This is a genomic window from Flammeovirgaceae bacterium SG7u.111, from assembly GCA_034044135.1.
In the GTDB taxonomy this organism is placed as follows: domain Bacteria; phylum Bacteroidota; class Bacteroidia; order Cytophagales; family Flammeovirgaceae.
The window spans coordinates 2558116-2579635 of sequence record CP139021.1 but is presented as its reverse complement, the minus strand read 5'-3'; the positions used below and the strand labels follow the sequence as shown (position 1 = coordinate 2579635).

14 protein-coding genes and 1 riboswitch are annotated in these 21520 nt (G+C 41.8%); of the genes, 8 read left to right on the top strand and 6 right to left on the bottom strand.

Annotated features, from left to right (window positions below; all coding sequences use genetic code 11):
- Nucleotides 1-73 precede the first annotated feature (73 nt).
- The 5 genes from R9C00_09980 to R9C00_09960 all read left to right on the top strand — a co-directional run bounded on the left by R9C00_09980 (nt 74) and on the right by R9C00_09960 (nt 7839).
- On the top strand, nt 74-1540 hold the full coding sequence (locus R9C00_09980; protein ID WPO37780.1) for a RagB/SusD family nutrient uptake outer membrane protein: 1467 nt from the start codon (nt 74-76) through the stop codon (nt 1538-1540).
- 20 nt (nt 1541-1560) lie between these two features.
- Nucleotides 1561-3282: a SusE domain-containing protein gene (locus tag R9C00_09975; protein ID WPO37779.1), complete on the top strand. Its 1722-nt coding sequence runs from the start codon at nt 1561-1563 to the stop codon at nt 3280-3282.
- A 48-nt stretch (nt 3283-3330) separates the two neighbouring features.
- On the top strand, nt 3331-4803 hold the full coding sequence (locus tag R9C00_09970) for a glycoside hydrolase family 30 beta sandwich domain-containing protein (protein ID WPO37778.1): 1473 nt from the start codon (nt 3331-3333) through the stop codon (nt 4801-4803).
- A gap of 1 nt (nt 4804) precedes the next feature.
- Entirely contained in the window at nt 4805-6235 is a 1431-nt protein-coding gene (locus R9C00_09965) for a glycoside hydrolase family 30 protein (GenBank protein WPO37777.1), read from the top strand.
- Between the two features lie 167 nt (nt 6236-6402).
- Nucleotides 6403-7839, top strand: coding sequence for an aldehyde dehydrogenase family protein (locus R9C00_09960; protein WPO37776.1), 1437 nt, complete (start codon nt 6403-6405; stop codon nt 7837-7839).
- A 79-nt stretch (nt 7840-7918) separates the two neighbouring features.
- Here the strand turns inward: R9C00_09960 and R9C00_09955 are convergent, their stop codons facing one another.
- The 5 genes from R9C00_09955 to R9C00_09935 all read right to left on the bottom strand — a co-directional run bounded on the left by R9C00_09955 (nt 7919) and on the right by R9C00_09935 (nt 14639).
- Nucleotides 7919-11836 carry a cobaltochelatase subunit CobN gene (locus tag R9C00_09955; protein WPO37775.1) on the bottom strand — a complete coding sequence of 1306 codons (3918 nt, stop codon included), beginning with the start codon at nt 11834-11836 and terminating at the stop codon, nt 7919-7921.
- Nucleotides 11837-11840: 4 nt separating this feature from the next.
- A complete protein-coding gene (locus R9C00_09950) occupies nt 11841-12179 on the bottom strand; it encodes a DUF2149 domain-containing protein (GenBank protein WPO37774.1) in 339 nt (112 codons plus the stop codon).
- A 4-nt stretch (nt 12180-12183) separates the two neighbouring features.
- Nucleotides 12184-12765 (bottom strand): MotA/TolQ/ExbB proton channel family protein, encoded by a 582-nt coding sequence (locus tag R9C00_09945; protein ID WPO37773.1) that lies wholly within the window; start codon nt 12763-12765, stop codon nt 12184-12186.
- Nucleotides 12766-12769: 4 nt separating this feature from the next.
- On the bottom strand, nt 12770-13387 hold the full coding sequence (locus R9C00_09940; protein ID WPO37772.1) for a hypothetical protein: 618 nt from the start codon (nt 13385-13387) through the stop codon (nt 12770-12772).
- 155 nt (nt 13388-13542) lie between these two features.
- A riboswitch (cobalamin riboswitch) is annotated at nt 13543-13762 on the bottom strand.
- Nucleotides 13763-14057: 295 nt separating this feature from the next.
- Nucleotides 14058-14639 (bottom strand): DUF4136 domain-containing protein, encoded by a 582-nt coding sequence (locus R9C00_09935; GenBank protein ID WPO37771.1) that lies wholly within the window; start codon nt 14637-14639, stop codon nt 14058-14060.
- A gap of 244 nt (nt 14640-14883) precedes the next feature.
- Between R9C00_09935 and R9C00_09930 the strand changes: the two genes are divergently transcribed.
- The 3 genes from R9C00_09930 to R9C00_09920 all read left to right on the top strand — a co-directional run bounded on the left by R9C00_09930 (nt 14884) and on the right by R9C00_09920 (nt 19838).
- Complete coding sequence (locus R9C00_09930; GenBank protein WPO37770.1) at nt 14884-15261, top strand: group III truncated hemoglobin; 378 nt, start codon at nt 14884-14886, stop codon at nt 15259-15261.
- A gap of 851 nt (nt 15262-16112) precedes the next feature.
- Nucleotides 16113-18698, top strand: coding sequence for a DNA gyrase/topoisomerase IV subunit A (locus R9C00_09925; protein ID WPO37769.1), 2586 nt, complete (start codon nt 16113-16115; stop codon nt 18696-18698).
- A 204-nt stretch (nt 18699-18902) separates the two neighbouring features.
- The gene (locus R9C00_09920; GenBank protein WPO37768.1) at nt 18903-19838 is read left to right on the top strand and encodes a DMT family transporter; all 936 of its coding nucleotides are present in this window, start codon (nt 18903-18905) and stop codon (nt 19836-19838) included.
- 61 nt (nt 19839-19899) lie between these two features.
- Here the strand turns inward: R9C00_09920 and nadB are convergent, their stop codons facing one another.
- On the bottom strand, nt 19900-21462 hold the full coding sequence (gene nadB, locus R9C00_09915) for an L-aspartate oxidase (GenBank protein ID WPO37767.1): 1563 nt from the start codon (nt 21460-21462) through the stop codon (nt 19900-19902).
- Nucleotides 21463-21520 lie beyond the last annotated feature (58 nt).

Sequence of the window (21520 nt, the reverse complement as noted above, 5' to 3'; positions counted from 1 at the left end):
TCCCCACTCTAAAATGAATGGGGATATTCCCCAAAACTTGTCTTATAAAATGTATTTTAAAACTAATATGACAATGAAATTCAATAAATATATATCTATAGCCATATTGGCGTTTGGCATATCTTCTTGCGATAATTTCCTAGACCTCCAGCCAATATCAGAAGAAACTACAGAAAGCGCTTACAACAAAGCCTCGCAAATAGAAAGCGCCCTTACAGGTACGTATGAATCATTTCAGTCTGAATATTATGTGTGGGATCATGTAACCTTCAGTGATGTCCGTGCAGATAATTACTACGCAGGTGGCGATAATCCTGAAGTGTTCCAAGCCGATTTATTAACCGTTTCCCCTACCAACTCTAGGGTTTTTAACCACTGGTCGAACCTTTTCAATGCGATCTTAAAAGCTAATACCGTAATCGACAAAGTAGATTTAGTGCAAGACCCTTTGCTTTCAGAAGAAAGGCGAACCCAGATAAAAGGCGAAGCTTATTTCCTGAGAGCATTCCATTATTTCAATTTGGTGAAACTTTTTGGAGGTGTTCCTTTGGTGCTTGAGCCAACCAAGTCTACCGATCCGGATGTGGTTCGTCTGCCAAGAAGTTCTGTTGAAGAAGTGTATGCGCAAATCGTTGCCGACCTTACAGTTGCTGCAACAGCCCTTCCAGATACGTATGGCAACGATGCCTCGGTAAACAAAGCGAGGGCAACGGCTGGTGCGGCAAATGCCTTGCTCGCAAAAGTGTATGCTCAAGCGGGCCAGTGGGAAAATGCGTTGAGCGCTATCCAAAAAGTGGAGCAAAGCGCTGCTAACTATGAGTTGATCGATTATTCCCACCTTTTTGATGGAAACCATTACAACAACAGCGAATCAATTTTGGAAGTGCAATATCTCGGCACCAACGAAGGCAACTACGGCCCTCAGTTGCTTTTGCCCCCTTCCATCTCTGGCGATACTTGGAGAAAATTCGTAACGCCATCTCATGACCTCATCAACGCTTATGATGCTGAAGGTGACGACGTAAGAAAAAGTGCAAGTATTCTTTTTGAGGAAGTGACTTGGGTAGATGAATACTGGGGCAACACTAGCGGTAGTACTATTCCTTTTGGTTACAAATGGAAAAATGCAATGGGCTGGGCAAGTACGGACAGACCTTACTTGCTAAGGTTCGGCGATATCATCTTGCTGAAAGCTGAAGCGCTGAACGAAACAGGAAAACTTGGCGAAGCAGTAGTTGAAGTTGATAAAATAAGGGCTCGTGCTAACCTCGACCCGCTTGCTGCCGACAAGAAAAGCTCGAAAGAAGTTTTGCGTATGGCTATTTTGAATGAAAGAAGGTTGGAGCTAGCACAAGAAGGTCATAGATGGGATGATTTGGTTCGCCACAACCTCGCTGTTGAAACTATGAACAATTTAGTGGAAATAGACTTGAGAACCAATCAGCCAGTGAACTACAACATGACAGAGGCGAAAATTTTGCTGCCTATTCCGCAACAAGAGCTTGACAGGAATCCTAACCTTACCCAAAACCCTTTGTAATCTTCTAACCATCTATTGAAATGAAAAGCAACATCTTATATATAACACTTTTGTTCTCGCTTCTTTTTGTTTGGAGCTGCGAAGAACCTGAAAATATGCAACCCGAAGGGCAATGGGAATTATCTAACCCTGAGGCTCTTAGCCCAGCATCAGATGCTTCAATAACTTTGGCAGAAGGTGGGGCTATCGAGTTCACTTGGAGTCCTGCAGTTTCTTCTGCAAAATATGGAGTGAGGTACACTGTCGTAATAGATTCGGCAAATTCAGCTGATTTCGATTCACCAATTGTAGAGATTGTAGCAGATGAAAACGGCAAAGGCTTGACTGCCAGCATTAGCCACACTGAGTTAGATGAATTACTTTCTTATGCTTGCTATCCAGCAAATGAAATAGCTAACTTGACTTGGGCAGTAAAAGCGGTTTCTATCACAAAAGAAGCCTTTTCCATCAAAAACATAAAAGTAAAACGCTTTGAGAAAGAGCTAATACCAACCCAATTGTATTTGACAGGTGAAGGGACAGAAGCAGGTGCAGACCTTTCCAATGCGATGCCTTTTAGGGTATTGAACAACGACCAAGGAACTCCTTCTAACAAGTTTGAAATTTATGCTCAACTGGTTGGTGGGAAAAACTTTGAACTTGTAAGTAGCGTGTCTTCCCAAAGTTTGCAGTTTGGAGGAAGCGATGGCAATCTCATAAAATGTGGAAATCCTATAGAAGTTGAAGAAGACGGGGTTTACAGAATAAATATTGATTTTGATGCCAATACGTATTCCCTAATGAAAATAGATTACATCAGTATGGTTGGCGGACCTATTGCCAATGGGTGGGGAGGTGACGAGCCGCTCGAATACCAAGGCAGAGGTCTTTTCTCAAACAAAATCAAATTACTTGAAGAAGGTAGTTTTGTCTTCCGAATCAATGGGGATTGGGGCTATTTATTCAAAACTGTTCTGGGGACTACTAATACGGTCATCCTAGAATCGGAAGCGGGTGACCAAGGTGCTCAAGTGGAAGACTGTTACAACGGTTCAGGAGTAGGTTTGCATACCGTTACCCTCGATCTTTCTGCCGATGCTTACAGCTACACGCTAGAACAAGACGAAAGTGCTAAGCCGATTACAGCGCCAGAAACACTATTCTTGCTTTCAGAAAATAGTGTCATCGCCGAGTTTGCGAAAGATGGAAATACCTTTACTTATGACCTTTATCTCCCACTAGAGGCGGGAAAAACCTACACGCTCAACTCTGAAAGTGACGGGACAGGAACGGCATATGCCATCTCTAGTCCACTTGGGCAAACAGATTCTCCAGATGGCGATAAGGTTACAGGTGCGCCAGATCTTGCCGAGCAAAGTGGCGACATCGCCGTGGAGAGGGACCAAGCTTACCAGCTCACCGTGGACTTTAACACCAAGTCGGTAAACTGGAAATATTACAACCTCAAAATGTTCCATTGGTCAGATTGGGATACAAGAAATGAGTACCTGATGACTTACGAACATCCTTTCAAATTCAATCTTACTGCTGAACTTACCGCAGGCCACGAGTCTAAATTCAACTCGCCTTGGGATCTGCAGTTTGGTGCGGGGGCAAGTGACGATGCTTCTGCAATGGAAGGAACGATGACCAATTCGGATCAAAGTGTAAACTTTAATAACATTTCCACATCAGGCACTTATGATGTAGCAATCGAGATCACAAGTGATTACTCAACAGGTACATACAAAATTTCAAAATAACCATTTGTGTGGGGAAGAGAGCAATCCTTTCCCACATTTTCACAAACTATGAAAACTAAACAAATGACTAGTATAATAGGGGTGTTTTCTCTTTATTTCAGTATGCTTTTTTGTGGGGCATGTTCAAACGATGACTCAGCGGAACCAGCTCCCCCTCCTCCCAAAGTTGAGGACACTTCACATATTTCGGTAACTGTCACAAACAAATCCCAGAGCTTTCTTTTTTCAGAAATAAGCAACTCGGTTTCTGTGGGAAGCAATGCCTCTAATACTACTTTATCTATCTCGACAAGTGAGGTTTACCAAGAAATGGATGGTTTTGGCTATACGCTCACAGGCGGAAGTGCTTACCACCTTTACAACATGGGCTCTTCCAAAAGAGCTGAGCTTTTGAAAGAGCTTTTCTCTACTGAAGGCACGGGTATAGGGGTGAGTTATTTGCGAATTAGTATTGGAGCTTCAGATCTCGATGCCGAACCGTTTTCCTACAATGAACTTCCTGATGGCGAAGAGGATTTGAACATGGAAAAGTTCAGTATTGCCGAAGACAAAAAATACCTCATTCCTGTATTAAAAGAAATTCTTGCAATCAACCCAGCTATCAAAATATTAGGCTCGCCATGGTCCCCTCCCACATGGATGAAAACTAACAAGTCATTTAAAGGTGGCGAACTAAAAACCAGCCATTATAACGCCTATGGACTTTATTTTGTAAAATACATCCAAGCGATGAAAGCGGAGGGGATTACCATAGATGCCGTTACCATTCAAAATGAACCGCTTCACCCGGGCAATAACCCAAGCCTGCTAATGGAAGCCGATGCGCAAGCCAATTTCATTGCAAGTAGCTTAGGTCCTAAGTTTCAGGAATATGGAATTTCCACCAAAATCATTTGCTATGACCACAATGCGGATAGACCTGACTACCCTATAGAAGTGTTCAATAACACCAATGCTAATCCATACGTGGATGGTTCTGCCTTCCATTTGTACGGAGGTTCTATTGATGATTTGAGCCAAGTCCACACCGCTTTCCCCGATAAGAATATCTACTTTACCGAACAGTGGGTGGGCGCAGGTTCTGATTTTGGCGACAACTTGATGTGGCATGTAAAAAACCTGATAATAGGTGCGCCAAGGAACTGGAGTAAAAATGTGTTAGAATGGAATTTAGCAGCAAATTCCGCTCTTGAGCCTCATACTGATGGAGGCTGTGACCAGTGCCTTGGGGCATTGACCATTGATGGAAATATCCTAAAAAGGAATGTTGCCTATTATATAATTGCCCACGCATCCAAATATGTTCGCCCAGGTTCGGTCAGGGTAAAGTCGAACTCACCAAGTGACCTTCCGAACGTAGCTTACAAAGCCCCTGATGAAAGCATTGTGGTGGTGGTAATGAACGAATCTGATCAAGAGAAAAAATTCAACCTACGCATAGAAGAAACCAACGAAGAGTATATCATAACTCTTCCTGCAAATAGTGTTGGTACTATTGTAAACAAACAAAAAGACAATTAACATGAAGACATTTTTCATCTTTTTCGCTTTAGGATTTTTTGGGTTTGCCGCCTTTGGGCAGGAGACCAACTCTGTAAGCGTTTACACCACGGCAAAGGACACGGACTTACGGCTTTCTTCCACTGGCAACTACAAGCTTGAAAAGGCTAGCCAGCCACTTGAAACGGAAATAGCTGTTTTTATCAACCCAAATAAGCAATTTCAAGAATTCATAGGGATAGGAGGGGCTATTACCGATGCCTCTGCCGAAGTTTTTGCCAAGCTTTCACCGGACAATCAGAAAAAATTATTGGAGGCTTATTATGGGGATAAGGGAATCGATTATTCCCTCCTTCGTACCACTATCCATAGCTGCGATTTCAGCCCAGGAAGCTATACCTACATAGAAGAAGGCGACAAAGAACTCAAAACGTTCGATATTTCCCACGACAAGAAATATCGGATTCCGATGATCAAAAAAGCAATGAAAAAAGCGGGGAACGATTTGCTTTTTTATGCCAGCCCGTGGAGTCCGCCAGCGTTTATGAAAGGAAAAAAAGATATGCTAAAAGGGGGTACGCTACTTCCCGAATACTACCAAGCATGGGCTAATTATTACGTAAAATTCATTGAAGCCTACGAAAAAGAGGACATGGAGCTTTGGGGCGTAACCATCCAAAATGAGCCGATGGCTACACAAACCTGGGAATCGTGCGTGTACACTGCCGAAGATGAACGTGACTTCCTCAAAAACTACTTAGGCCCAACGTTTGAAAAAGCGGGATTGGGCGACAAGAATATCGTAGTTTGGGATCATAACCGCGATTTGATCGTAAATCGGGCTAACACCATTTTTGGAGACCCTGAAGCTGCTAAATATGCTTGGGGAATAGGTTTCCACTGGTACGAAACATGGACTGGGGCAGAGCCAAACTTCGATAACTTGGGGATAGTAAAAGAGAATTTTCCAGATAAAAATCTGCTTTTTACCGAAGGGTGCAACGAGAAATTTGATGTGGCGAAGTACCAATTCTGGCCCAATGCCGAACGCTACGGAAAATCGATGATCAACGATTTCAATAAGGGGACAGTTGGCTGGACAGATTGGAACATTTTGCTAGATCAAAATGGCGGACCAAACCATGTAGGCAACTTTTGCTTTGCTCCCATCCATGCCGATACCGACAAGGACGAACTGATCTTTACCCCTTCGTATTATTACATTGGTCATTTCTCCAAATTCATTCGCCCAGCGGCAAAAAGAGTGAGCACGGCGCCAAGTAGAAGCACGCTTGAAGCGACTTCCTTTCTGAATAAAAATGGCGGATTGGTCACGGTGGTGATGAATGAGACCGATGAAACAATAAGGTACAAAGTAGTTGTGAACTCAACACAAACAGAGATAGAAATACCGGCTCGGGCTATCCAAACACTTGTGTTTGCTGGAAAATAATATTCCAATTCTATTTATATATAAGTTTTAACTTTACAATGCCTCGGGTTACGTCTGACAAGACTATCCGAGGCTATTGTTTTTTGGGAAAAGCTTGGCAAACTCAAAACACTAGCAAATTAATGTGGTTTTGTTTACATTGGCTCAAGAACAACTCTCCCTTAACCATGGAAACCTTAACCCAATCAAACAGCCAGGCACAGGCAGTCAATAAAGTTTTTAGTGCACAGCAAGCAAATGCTGCTACTATCAGAAAAAGCACGGCTCAGGAACGAGTTGCCAAACTCAAAAGACTAGAAAAAGCTATTCTTTCCAATAGGGAAAAAATAGAAAATGCCATCCATAGTGATTTCAAAAAGCACCCTATAGAAACGGCTGTTTCGGAGATTTATAAAGAGCTGATTGAAATAAGACATACTTGCAAAAAGCTTAGCGGCTGGATGAAACCTAAAAAGGTAAGCCCCCCACTTTCTTTGTTAGGCACTCGTTCCAAAGTGGTTTACGAACCCAAAGGTACTACCCTTATCATAGCTCCGTGGAATTATCCTTTTCAGCTCTGCATCAATCCTTTGCTATCGGCTATAGCTGCGGGGAACACCGCTATTGTAAAACCATCTGAGCTTACTCCTCATACATCAAAAGTGGTAAAAGAGGTGATTGGGGAAGTGTTTGAAGAGAACGAAGTGGCTGTGGTAGAAGGTGGGCTGGAGACTTCCACCGAATTATTGAAACTGCCGTTTAATCATATTTTTTTCACGGGAAGCCCTAGGGTGGGCAAGCTGATAATGGAAGCTGCTTCCAAAAACCTCAGCAGCGTCACACTAGAATTGGGCGGGAAATCACCTCTGTTTATAGACAAATCGGCCGATTTGAAAGATGCTGCTGAAAAAATAGTTTGGGGGAAATTTCTGAATAATGGACAGACCTGCATCGCACCTGATTATGCTTTGGTAGATGCTAATGTGAAAGATGAATTTATAAAAATACTGGGTGATCAGATTGAAAAGGCATACAATGCTAATGGTAAAGGTATAGAGCAAACCGAAGAATATTGCCGGATAGTAAACCTGCAGCAATTTCAGCGCCTTTCTGGCTTGATAGAACAAGCAGTAGAGACTGGGGCGACAGTAGCTTATGGAGGGAAGGCCAATCCTGAAACAAATTACATTTCCCCTACCCTTCTCACCAAGGTTGACTTGGATAGTAAAGTGATGCAGGAAGAAATTTTTGGTCCAATTCTACCCATTGTCTCCTACGAAAATATTGATACAGCGCTCAATATAGTAAACCAAAAAGAAAAGCCCCTTGCCCTTTATATTTTCAGCAAAAACAAAAAGTATGATAAGTATATTTTGGAAAATACGTCTGCTGGTGGTACTTGTATCAACGATGTAGTACTTCACATAAGCCACCCCGAATTGCCTTTTGGAGGTGTGAATAACAGTGGGATAGGTAAGGCACACGGGTTTTATGGATTCACTGCATTTTCCAATCAGCGAGCTGTGCTTAGGCAGCGAATTGGTCTAACCAGTGCCAAGCTTATGTACCCACCTTTTAATGAAAAAACCAAAAAGCTGCTAAACCTCATGATAAAGTGGTTGTAAACCTAATACCTTGATTAACAATAGCAAATAATGAAAAAAACGTTCCTTTTCACTAAACAAAAAGGAACGTTTTTTTTCATTATTTTGAAGATTTTTTCTTTACGATAAACCAAACTGTAAAGACAGCCAATACTAACAATACAATGTATTTCTTACCTTCTATTTTCTCACTTACCGCCTCTCCTTTATTATTATACACCTCTTCCATCTCATACCCCTTCACTTTTTTCTTTGGCAAATAATCTTCATCCGTAGCTTTGGTGTTTTTAGCAATTTGATTCTCTAAAATAGGCGTGTTCCTCTGCGAAGTTTTCCCTATTTCTTCTAGCGCATCTTTATATACAGCAAGGTCTGCGGGAGAAATGCCAGCTATTTTCTCCATCTCCTCCTGAATGAAGCTGCTTAGGCCTGGGTTGCTACAAACATTCATGTTACAGGCCAAGCCAACATTTTTGACTGTAGCGTTAAACTCTGTAAGCAATCTTCCTTTCACTGTGTTATCAGGCGTCCAATAGCCTTTGCGAATAACTTCTATTAATCGTGAGGTCATCACCTGGTAGGCATATTCGTTTTTAGCAGCAACAAACTTTTTCTTTACATCAAGCTCATACCTATCTTCCACATAGGTTTCATAAAAGTTCTGCCACTTACTGCTATCGACCGATTCGGGCACGGTTACTTGCCAGCCCCAAAGATTTGAGCTAAGCATACGAATAAAGCGAGCGCCCGAATATCCTTCATCCAGCATACTATTGATCCAATCAGGATTTAGGTAGCGAGTTTGCATCTCCCTGCTCAGGAAATACTCCAACGTTTCTTGCCGCATTTTCCCTTGGTTAGTCAAGTTGGAAATAATTACCTCTGGCGTCGCTCCATCTACTGCCCTAATTGCCAAAGCTGTCCCTCCTAAGTACTGGAAAAAGTCATCGTTATCAATAGCTGCATACAAATTAGAGGTACGACTATGCAACACGGCTTTAGAGCCCGAAAGGTTGTGCTGAAACAATACCTGTAGGGAACTATCATTCATTTCAGTGCCCATATTCCCCCAAAACTCTCCTCCATAAGGGTAGTGCATTCTGTTCAAAAACACCTCTGCAACTTCCCTGTCATTTTCCCAAGTACCCGAGGCATCTATCATCGTGTTTGTCCCCGTTCCATACGAACCTTCGGGTGTAGTGTACATTCGTATGTTTGCCAGTTTGTAAGCTTCCTTAGAAGAAACTCCCATTTCGGTAAGAACATGGTAATTGTGTTCCGAGTGAAGGCGAATGTAGTTATCCACCTCATCTTGCTTAGCTGCCAGCGCCACTGCTTTATCCAAAAAAACCATGAGCTGGGCAAAAATATCGCGGTAAAGCCCTGAAGGAATCATCACCACGTCAATTCTTGGTCTTCCTAATGCTTTTCGAGGAATCACCTCTACATCCACTACTTTTCCAAAGCCATCGTACACAGGCTTGATCCCCATCAAACACAAAATCTGGGACTCCATTATCCCTTCGTTCCGAATACACTCCGTACTCCAAAGGTTAAAAGAAAGCTTGTCAGGAAACTCTCCATCATGCTTTTCCATATAATCTCTGATAAACTCCTTCGCCAGTTTTTGTCCTGCTTTATACACCGAAGGAGCGGGCAAATAGGAAGGATCAAAAGCATAAAAGTTTTTGCCCGTTGGCAAAGAAGAAGGGTTTCGCAAAGGATCATTCCCCGGTCCTGCTTTTACATATTCCCCATCAAGGGCATCCATCAAACTATTCAGTTCCGAATCGGCACTAGCGACAATCCTACTGCGGAGACTTTTCTCGAAATCCTTTCGTGCATCGCCTTCCAGTTCCGTTTGGTTCATCAAGATTGCTGCCACGTTTTTCTCTATATTTTCCGCTGGTGGCAGCTTGCCAAACGTATGCAAACCCATAGGGGTAAATTGCTCACGCACCTCTTCTATGTAGTGTTCCAGCAAGTGCATCTGTTCATCCGTTTCAATAGAATCTATCCCCAAGTCGTTGAACAACCCTTGCTGAGCAGCCAAAAGGTTGATCTCATTATTTTTAGCATGAGCCAACGCTACGCTTTTAGACTCGGCTATTTCAAATTCAGAAACCAAATTTTCTAATTCTTTCAGCTTTGGGTTAATGTTCAGTTGGTCGAACGGCGGAGTCATGTGACTGATTATTACAGCTCCTGATCGCCTTTTTGCTTGCAACCCCTCCCCTACATCATCTACTATGTAAGGATACACATTGAGCATATTCCCAATCAATGCTTCAGAAGCATCCTGTTCGTTTAAGCCTGTTTCTTTACCCGGCAGCCATTCTAGCGTAGAGTGCGTCCCCACATGTACAACCGCATCGGCATGGAAGCTGTGCTGCAGGTAAAGGTAAAAGGCAATGTACTGATGGTGAGGGGGTACGGATACATCATGATGCATCACATCTATATTTTGCGACCACCCTCTAACTGGCTGAGGAGCAAGTAATACGTTGCCATACTTCACCGAAGGAAGTACAAAAAAACGTTCATTGGCTTCGTTTTGCCACGTCATTATAGACGAAGTATCAGGCTTTCCCCAAACCTCTTCTACTTCATGCCGAAGATTTAGCGAAAGCTTTTCATACCAACTTTTATACAAGGATAAAGGGACCAACGTAGCTTCTCCCGTTCTTACTACTCGATCTATTTCTGCAGGAGCCCAGTTCCCAATATTCAACCCGTGGTCGGAAACATCATCAAATAGTTGGTCTTTTGTTACCAAATCACCGCCCAATTCATACCCATCTTCCTTCATCCTGCTGAGCATTGAGTGCAAGCTATTGGGGACTACGTTGAGATAGCTCGCTCCTACCAGTTCTTTCCCAGGAGGGTGACTATAATAGATGAGGGCAACCTTCTTTTCTTTCTCGGGCTTCACCCGCAACAAGTACAGGGTCTGCAAGCGTTTGGCTAAGCGCTGGATTTGCTGATGCACCGGCGACTTCACCTTAAACTGCTGGTATTCGGGGAAAGGCTCTTTTACGCCCGTCACTATCGGCTGCACCATTCCCATTTGCTCTGGAATGCTCAGGGAATTGGTTCTTTTATAAATTGAAATACCTTTTTCACTCTCCAACCACTCCTGCTGCGTTTGGTTGAGCTCTACCAAATTGATAACAGGCACGCCCAATTTTTCATATACTTTTCTGCCCTCTTCGGGGTTCACGCCCAACCAAGATGACATCCCTAAAATAGCTTCGGGCACAAGCTTCTTCTCATTATCATAAAAAAAGGAATCTGCCGATACCAAATTTGGCTGGCCATAAAAGCAGAGAACATTGAACCCATAATCTTCAATAGTGCGGATGTGTTCTTTGATGTGGGCAAGCTGTTCGGAAAGGAAATTACTACGCCAAACGTTCAGCGCTACCCAAGGATTTCCCTCTACATAGTTCTTATACCCTTTTTTATACGCCTCAAAATTTACAAAAACCTGATGACTTTCAATGTTACAAAGAGCTGATTCGGGCAATGGAACAATCTTCTGAGGAGGTACAGGTAAGCCGAGGGTACGACCAAACTGATCCAACACCATTCTTACTATATTTTCCTTGCCAGATTCTTCGTAAAAGGCATATGTTTTTTCATCTACCACCACTTCGGGGTACTGCCTCATAAGGCTCGACTGATTATTCCCAATGGCAAAAACTGGAACACCTTTTTTCTGGGCTTTCCGAAGCAAGGGCATCACAGCAGCCACCTTTTGTGGGTTGATAATATCCACAAACACCAAATCGAACTCCTCGAAGTTTGGCAATGATGCATCGCCCAAATCGGCATATAAAAACAACTCCACTTCACAAGTTAAGCCCAAAGGCTTTACACGAGCTGGCACTTCTTTTTTCACCTTCTCACCCAGCAAAAAATACTGGTCGGGCATTATGAGTGCTACTTTTTGTTCTTGAGCCAAAGCAAATACCGCTAGGTTCATGAACAAGCAAAACGACAGTAAAAAACGGGTCATGATTTTATTTTTCAGGTACATAAATAATTTTACCATCCTCTAGCTGGTAGGCGGTTCCTAGCCTTACACCTCGCCCTTCTTCTTCCGATGGGGTTACTTTTTCTATCTTCACTTCCTTACCTTTTTTGGTAATGATTTGGATAGTGCCATCGGGATTCTTTTTGGTGATGGTAAGCTCTGAGTCTGGATTAAAAAAATCGAGCATTTTATAAGTCATGAATAAGGCAAAAAACAACGCCACTATAAATACGATGCTCACATCAAACAAATTTGCCACACTGCTAACAGGGTCTTCTTCTTGATGGAAATCATTGGAAAGCCCATTTCGGTTCAAAAAATTCATACGCTTAAATAGTTGCAGGTTGAGTAGAAGTTGAGGGTTGGTTTTCAGAAAAATCAACCATGCGCTGTTGGCAAATAGCCTCACAGCTTAAGGTATCCGCCCTTTTCCAGTTGGTGCGAGCATGAACAATGACAAATGCCGATAGCCCACAAGCCATGCCGACCACCGTAGTGGTAAAAGCCGTCACCATATTGACCGACATCGCCATCATATCTCCTTCGGAAAGGGAGGCTAAAGCCGTTCCCATGGGGATAAGTGTGCCCATAAGCCCCAATGCAGGCCCTGCCTTCACTACCAACCTATCTGTGCTTAACGATTTTGAATACGCCATTTCCCATTTGCGAAGTAAGAGCATATACTCCATTTCTAATTTTTGGGTAGTTGGCAAAGGCTCGGTTTTTACCGCATTTATATTCGTGTTAAAAGACTTTACATACAGATGGTTATTGGAAATACGTTGGCGCAATTCATTCACCAGCCTGCCCAAACTTATGCACTGCTGAACTGCTATGATCAGCAAACAGATTATGACAGGGTAAAAAAGTAAGTTTGAAATAGTAAGTAAGAGCGATTCAAGAATGTCCATATAATTAAAATTTATGTTTGCGAGGAATGAAAAGACCAATGACTACTAACAAGACCAGACCTATCACAGTGCAAATAGCTGGCAGGCTAGTAAAGAAATCCCACTGTACAGTCTGGATAGGTTTCTTATGTGAAAATGCATGGGCATAGACAGGCTCTGCCAACCAGGTCAGAGCAACAATAAAAGCTCCCCCTTGGCAATAATTCTGTAAGGAAAGAGATATTTTTTTGGCAAACGCTAGCCCTATCATTCCCATCAGAACTAAAAGAAAAAACCAATTAGAAGGTGTTGGATAGGTAAAAAAGCAACTAATTGAAAGGGTTATCCCTATGGCAAATTGAAAACTGGGAATAAGGCCGAAAACTCGTGGAATTGAAATAAGCTGAAGGGAAACTGCAAATGAAAGCAACGACACGCACACCACCATTGCTTGGTGTTGAGCTACTGAAAAAGAGGCAAAAAAGATTCCTATTCCAAGACATATTCCTACCAAAGCGGTTAGCAAGCCAGCAGCTTTCTTTTGTTTCCCAGATGATGGGAAATATAGAAAAGCACCCAAACTGCCAACAAGTAAAAAAGCTCCTTGAAGTGATAAAAGTCCTACGTCTACCCAATCTGTCATTTGTTCTGTATTAAGTTAGAATACCAAAAACAAATCGGGAAAAACTCTTCTCTTCACATAATTAATCTACACCAGATCAATATGGGTTTTGGAAGATTCAAATAGAAAGGACTGCAACAGACCTACCCAAATGCTTTTATCCCGAAAGCTTTGACGATATAAAAAATATGCTTGGCAGGTCTTCTGGCTCGTCCTGACTTTGAAGCCTTCCCTTTCTGACGAACAAAAAAGTGGCTAGGTGATTTCAAAATCATATAATGGACTTACAGCTGCGGGTACAGCTCCAGATTTTTTGGTTAAAAAACCAAATCACTGGATTCCCATATTAAGGTTTCTCTTGAAAAAGAGAAATCCGCCAAATCGCTGCAAATGTAGTTTTTTATTTGAAGGGAGTGCCAAAAGCACAAAGTATTTTTCTTTTAGGCAGAATTAAAAAAAATGAATTTTCAGTAAGCTTTTTGGTGATAATATAGACATAACCAATATTGCATGGGAGGAAATAGGCATAGCAGAAGCATTTGTGCTAGGAATGTCCTACAAAGTATCAAGTACCATAACCGGTACTTGATACTTTGCTCATCATAAACAGGACAGTTGTATTGAAATTGTCCTAATAAAAAAGCCCCACGAAACAAGTTTCATAGGGCTGGTTTTCTCCTAAAAAAAACAACTATTTATTCACTGGCTTCACTGGATATTTACTCATCATTTTCGCCACGAGAATAGGTATTTTATGTTCCCTTTTCTTGGGATCTTCATCTACTTCACCTGCGGCTGCCGTTTCCCAAATCAGCTTCTGCTCTTTCTTGTCATAAACTGAAACGACCAACGTGCCAACGGTATAATCGTATTCGTGCACGGTAGTATTTGAATAACCTCCGCCCCAGCCCCAGCCTGGACCGTAACCATAGTACCGCCCATATCCACCATAATAACCTCCTCCCATATTATTGGTAGTAGCCACCTGTTCCGTTTTTTGTTCGGTCACTATATAAAGGGAAACTACTAAATCTCCTTTTCCTTTCTCCACTATTTCTACATCCCTTTTTTCAAACTCGGAAGCAAAGGCTTTTTCTATGCGCTCTTTGTCAAACCCGTTCAAAATCTTATCGCTGTTCTCCTTCCAACCAAAATATTCGGCTGATTGGTACTGCGAGAAATCAAAAGAGCTATCTTGATCTGTTACGATTTTTACACTACTGCACGCCGACAGTAATACCATTGCAAATACAGTTATCAGAATCTTCTTCATTATTAGTTTTTTATAGGGGTAAAATATTTTGTTATTTGACTGTACAAAAATGTCAAATTAAATCTTAAGAACTACAAAAATTTCGTTGAGCAAGCATTTTATTAGTTGAACAGGGTTTATCCCCTTTAAACCAGACTTAACCAATATTTAAGGGTTTAACAATACTCTCAACCAGTAATTGAGTTTCTAAAGAGAAAAGAAAAATGTATGTGTACATTTGAATAAACGTAACCAAAAAAATAACATGAGAACCCTTGAGACTAGAGAAGATATACAGTTTTTGGTAGATAAATTTTACAAACAAGCTACTGCCGATGAGGCAATAGGGCATTTTTTTACCGAAGTAGTGCAGTTAGACATGGAAAAACACATGCCCGTTATGTATGATTTTTGGGAAACTACTTTGCTAGGAAACATGGTTTACAAAGGAAACCCAATGCTGAAGCATTTTGACCTAAACAAGAAATCAGCCATCCAACCAACACATTTTGCCCAGTGGCTCAGCCTTTGGGTTAGCACGGTAAAGCAATATTTTGAGGGAGAAAAAGCAGAGGAAGCAATAAAACGAGCCTCACAAATCGCTGGGCTGATGGAATTCAAGATAGGGCAAGTGAATGGCTAGATGAAACTATGGAGCTTTGTGAAAAAGCAGGGCTTCTTTTAAGAAAAAACATACACTTTCCCTACCCTATAAGCCAATCTGCAAAATACAGGAAAACTAACCACACCTATCTTGCTCATTTTTTAAACATTTTCTATCTGTTGCCATCTTGATAAACCCAATCATAGCTGTTTACCAAGAAAGAATTAGAAAACCCTCTTCTATTTTAATGAAAAAATAGTGACTTGCCCTCATTAAAACCAAGCCCACTTTTCAACGAAAAACGAGCACTAAGTAATGGCAAAAAACACCTATAATAGTAAGTACCCAGTTATAGTTGAATCCTACCTAAACTTCCTTTCATTTTGTTATTTAGAAAAAGTATAAACAATATTTTTTTGTATGCACACATACAATATCCCTAATTATAGGTATACCCTCCTATATGGAAACTCTTATATTTATAGCAGGACAGATTAACAATTAAACCATCCTATCAAATCTCTCGCGACTCTTTGAGTTCGGGAGATTTTTTTTGCCTAAGTATTAAAATATTGTTTATTATAAAATCAATTGCTAATTTTATGAACATTATTAAATTAACTCGAAGTAAGTATAAGAGATAATGGTAGCAAAAAGGCTATAATTCTTTTTTAGAAGTTAAATAACTTATTTACAGATAGATATATCATAGCTTATTAGAATATCGCCCATTCAGCCCTATTATCATTAAAATAATCAATTAAATTTGCCGAATTGCGCCAACAAACACCTCTAACAAGAACCTAAATGAGGTATCTTGGCACTTGCATGAAATGAAGATGGAGATTTTTTGAAGTTTCTTTAAATAACAATATCAGAGAGAGAGAAAATTGGAAAACAATAACGAACACGCCGAAGAGCACATAGATGGAAAAGTGATCCCGATTAGCGGGATGTATGAGAATTGGTTTTTAGATTATGCCTCATATGTTATTTTAGAGAGAGCTGTCCCAGCTATAAACGATGGATTTAAACCCGTTCAGCGAAGAATTCTTCACGCCATGAAGGAGCTTGACGACGGCAGGTTCAACAAGGTAGCAAATATCATCGGTACCGCCATGCAATACCACCCCCACGGCGATGCCTCCATAGGCGATGCAATTGTGAACATGGGGCAAAAGGATATGCTCATAGACATGCAGGGAAACTGGGGCGATATCCGCACTGGTGACCGCGCTGCCGCACCAAGGTATATAGAAGCAAGGCTCTCCAAGTTTGCCCTCGATGTGGTCTATAACCCACAAACTACCGAATGGCAAGCTTCTTACGATGGCAGGAAAAAAGAACCTGTGACCCTTCCGGTAAAATTCCCGATGCTACTAGCGCAGGGAGCTGAAGGTATTGCCGTGGGCTTAGCCACCAAGATTATGCCTCACAATTTTTGTGAACTTATAGAAGCTTCTATAAAAATCCTACAAGGAAAATCATTCAATCTTGTGCCCGATTTTCCAACGGGAGGCTTAGCTGACTTCAGCAATTACAACGAAGGATTGAAAGGAGGAAAGATACGCATAAGGGCGAAAATCGAGCCTTCTGACAACAAGACTTTATTAATAAAAGAAATACCTTACAGCACGACCACCCAAAGCTTGATCGATTCGATCATCAAAGCTAATGATCAAGGAAAAATCAAGATCAAGAAGGTAGTTGATAATACGGCAAAAGATGTAGAGATTGAAGTTCATTTGGCACCAGGTCAATCGCCCGATATCACCATTGATGCCCTCTACGCCTTCACCGATTGCGAATCGTCTATTTCCCCCAACTGCTGTGTAGTAATTGGCGACAAGCCAAGGTTCATGAGCGTGAACGACATCCTTCGTTTCAACACGCAACAGACGGCAGATTTGCTGAAAAGCGAACTAGAGATCAGGAAAGGAGAGCTTCAAGAAAAGATCCTTTTCTCCTCCCTTGAAAAGATTTTTATCGAAAACAGAATCTACCGGGACATTGAAGAATGTGAAACTTGGGAGTCAGTTATAGAGACTATTGACCAAGGCCTCGATCCTTACAAAAAGGATTTTTACAGGGAAATAAATGATGACGACATCATAAGGCTTACCGAGATCAAGATCAAGCGTATCTCGAAGTTTGACAGCTTCAAAGCTGACGAAATGATGCGCAAGCTGGAAGAGGAATTAGCGGAAGTCAACTTCAACTTAGATAACCTCACGGACTACGCTATTGATTATTACAAAAACCTTCTTAAAAAGTATGGTAAAGGGAAAGAGCGGAAAACAGATATAACCGCTTTTGACACCATAGCCGCTACTAAGGTTGCCGCGAACAACGCCAAGCTCTATGTAAACCGAAAAGAAGGCTTCATAGGCTACGGGCTAAAGAAAGACGAATATGTGAGCGAGTGTTCGGATATAGACGACATAATTGTGTTCTTCGAAGATGGCAAGTTTGTAGTCACCAAAATCCAAGATAAGGTTTTTGTTGGGAAGGGCATTATACATGTGGAAGTGTTTATAAAAGGCGACGAGCGCAAGGTGTTCAACCTGATCTATAGAGATGGGAAATCGGGTACTACGAGGGTAAAAAGATTCCAAGTCTTAGCCATCACCCGGGACAAACCTTACGACCTTACCATAGGTACAAAAGGGACAAAAGTACTGTATTTCACGGCAAATCCTAACGGTGAAGCAGAGGTAGTTTCGGTGAACCTGACAGCAACTTGCAAAGCTAGAACCAAGCAATTCGACTACGACTTTGCCACGCTAGACATAAAAGGAAGAGCCTCCCAAGGAAATATCCTCACCAAATATCCTATCCGCAAAGTCAGCTTGCTAAAACAGGGAGTTTCTACCCTAAGCGCAATGGACTTGTGGTACGATTCGGCTATTGGCAGACTAAACAAGGACGACAATGGACAGTACCTCGGGAAGTTCAACAACGGTGACCAGATCATTGCGATCTACCAAAACGGCGAGTATGAGATCACAGACTACGAGCTGAGCAATCGATATGATCAAAAGCAACTGGTGAGAATAGAGAAGTTTGAACCAGAAAAACCCATTTCCGTCATCCACTACGATGGCAAAAACAAGGATTACTATGTAAAAAGGTTTGTGGTCGAGACTACCTCCATCAATCAACGCTATAGTTTCATAGGTGAATCTTCTGGCTCGAAACTCACTTTGGCAACCACCCAACTGAAACCAATGGTGGAAGTACAAGCCAAGAACGCTAAAAGAGAGCTGGTAAAAACGGAAGTCGCACTTGATGAGTTCATCGACTTAAAAGGGTGGAAGGCAATGGGCAACAAGCTATCATACGACAAAGTGCAAAAAGTCAAACTATTGACAAAATATGAAGAGCTTACGCCAGAACAGCTCAAAAGCAAAAACAATGGTAACGACGATGACTCATCGGCTCCAAAAGACGATAAAGACCAGTTAAAATTGTTTTAGAGAATATTTATTTTGGCGAATCAAGATTTTAAAAGTAGATTAGCATTATGAATAGGATTTCAATTATCAATATGATCGCATGGCAACTCATTCTGCTCAGAATGGGAAGGATGCTTTATTGATAATTGTAAATATACGATTATGTGAAAAGCCTCCTGAATATGTCAGGGGGCTTTTTTTATGTCACACACTCAAAACCAAGAAATGGAAACACAAAAAAAGAATGTAGAATTAGGTGCGGTATTTCTAGCCTTGGCAGGGGCAATTCTTTTCTCCGCCAAGGCAGTCATGGTCAAATTGGCTTACAATTACGAGATCGACCCGGTATCGCTCCTACTCCTCAGGATGGGATTTGCCCTACCTTTCTACATTGCCATTGCCCTCCGCTCTAAAAACCCAACTGGTTCTCAACCCACCCAAAAAGATTATCTATGGGTAGTTGTTATGGGTTTTGTTGGTTACTACTTAGCCAGTTATTTTGACTTCTATGGTCTTCAATTTATTGATGCAAGTTTGGAGCGTCTCATCCTTTTTGTGTACCCTACCCTTGTCTTACTCATATCTTGGTTAGTACTTAGAAAAGCCATTGCTAAAATACAGATGGTTGCCATCTTGATTACCTATTTGGGCATTTACGTTGCTTTCATGGACAAGCTTTCACCGGGCAGCAGCTCCAACCCTCTCTTAGGTGGAATCTTTATTTTCCTAAGCGCATTGACCTATGCCATTTACTTGATAGGATCGGGACAGCTCTTGCCCAAATTTGGCACTAAAAAATTCACTTCTTATGCCATGATCGTTTCTTGCATCTGTGTAATTGCCCACTTTTCTATTCAGGGCAGTACTCAACTATTTGGCTATCCTTGGGAAGTATATGCACTTGGCTTGGGCATGGCGCTTTTCTCCACTGTTTTCCCCTCCTTTCTCATCTCGGAGGCTATCAAACGGATTGGCGCATCTACGGTTTCCATCATTGGAAGTGTAGGACCTATTTCCACCATCATCTTGGCGAGCATTTTCTTGTACGAACATATTTCTGCGTACCAGATTGCCGGCACTGCTATCGTAATATCGGGGATTATTTTGGTGGGAAGAAGCAAGGGCAAAAAGAAAGAAACAGAAAAAGCTATAGCGAGGTGACACAAAAAAAGCCCCTTAAATGGGGCTTTACGATCCTTTGGGAAAGATAGAAATCTAAAGGTTAAGCACTTTCCTCATTGATGTAAAGAGATGCTTCGGTAGAGATAAAATGTGCTCCAACACTTTCTTTTCGATCAAATGCATCTCGGACAATTAGCTGAGCTACCACCAATAAATTTATCAACTCAAAGGATTTCCACGATGGACTTTCTTTATGCAAGCGCTTTATTTTAGCCTCCAATCCGTCTAACTTCACTTTAGCAGCTGCCAAGCCAACTTTCTGTCGGTTGATTCCCGCATATTCTCTTGCCACCTGCCTTACCTCTTGCTTTAATTGGTTAACAGCAAGCTGGCTAATATCATTTAGCACTAATTCACCATACTGGTTTGTGAATGTCGAAGAAGTATCTATCCTACTTTCAAAAAGTATTTTGCTCTTTTGAGCTGCTCTGTGGGCAAAAACTAGCGCTTCTAAAAGGGAATTGGATGCCAACCTATTTGCACCGTGCAAACCAGTATAAGCGCATTCTCCACAAGCAAACAACCGCGAGATAGATGTTTGCCCAAATTCATCTGTTTCAATCCCTCCACAGGTGTAATGCGCCGCAGGGACGACAGGAATCATATCGCTGAACAAATCAATTCCTCTTGACAAACACCTTTTATAAATATTGGGGAAATGAGCTAACAATTTCTCTTGTACAATATGCCTTGCATCTAAATACACATATGACTGCTCCGTTTTCCTCATTTCACTCTCTATCGCCCTAGCAACGATATCTCGGGGAGCAAGAGGACCTCGAGGGTCATAATCGTACATGAACTCCCTGCCCTCATGGTTTTTAAGAACTGCCCCAGCCCCACGCAACGCTTCCGATATTAAAAACACCTGACTGATTTCGGGTTGAAAGAGAGAAGTTGGATGAAATTGGATAAACTCCATATGGCTTATATCCGCTCCTGCCCTACTTGCTATGGCAATACCATCTCCCGTAGCTATTTTGGGATTGGTCGTACTTGGGTACACTTGGCAAGCGCCTCCAGTAGCTAACAGCGTCAATGACGAAGTAATTGGCGTTACCTTGTCCGAACCATTTAAAATCACATACAGCCCTAAGCATTCCCCACTCTCATCTTGCTTGATGATATCTACAACTTGGCAATACTCAAGAATTTCTATATTTGATATTTTTTGAACCTTCCGAACTAAGGAGTTCAAAATTGCAGCACCTGTGCTGTCTTTATGATGCAAAATCCTGTTGTGGGAATGCCCGCCTTCAAGACCTAGGTCTAGATCGCCATTCTCCTTCGTATCGAAGGGAGTCCCTAACTCAATCAGCTCGAAAATTCTATCTGGGGCTTCCCTCACCACAAATTCCACTACATTCTCCTTGCACAAACCCGCACCAGCTATATGTGTATCTTCTATGTGCGACTCAAACGAATCGGTGACTTTATCTATTACCGCTGCAATTCCTCCTTGGGCATAATGAGAATTTGCCTCCTTCATTTTGTTTTTGGTCAGTACACAGACCTTTTTATCGGGAAACAACTCTGCAACTTTATAAGCATACGTAAGCCCAGCAAGTCCAGAACCGGCAATCAAAAAGTCAACATTCTTCATTTGTTCATTAGATGTATTACCACAAAACCTGCTTAGCCAAAACAATCAACAATTGAGA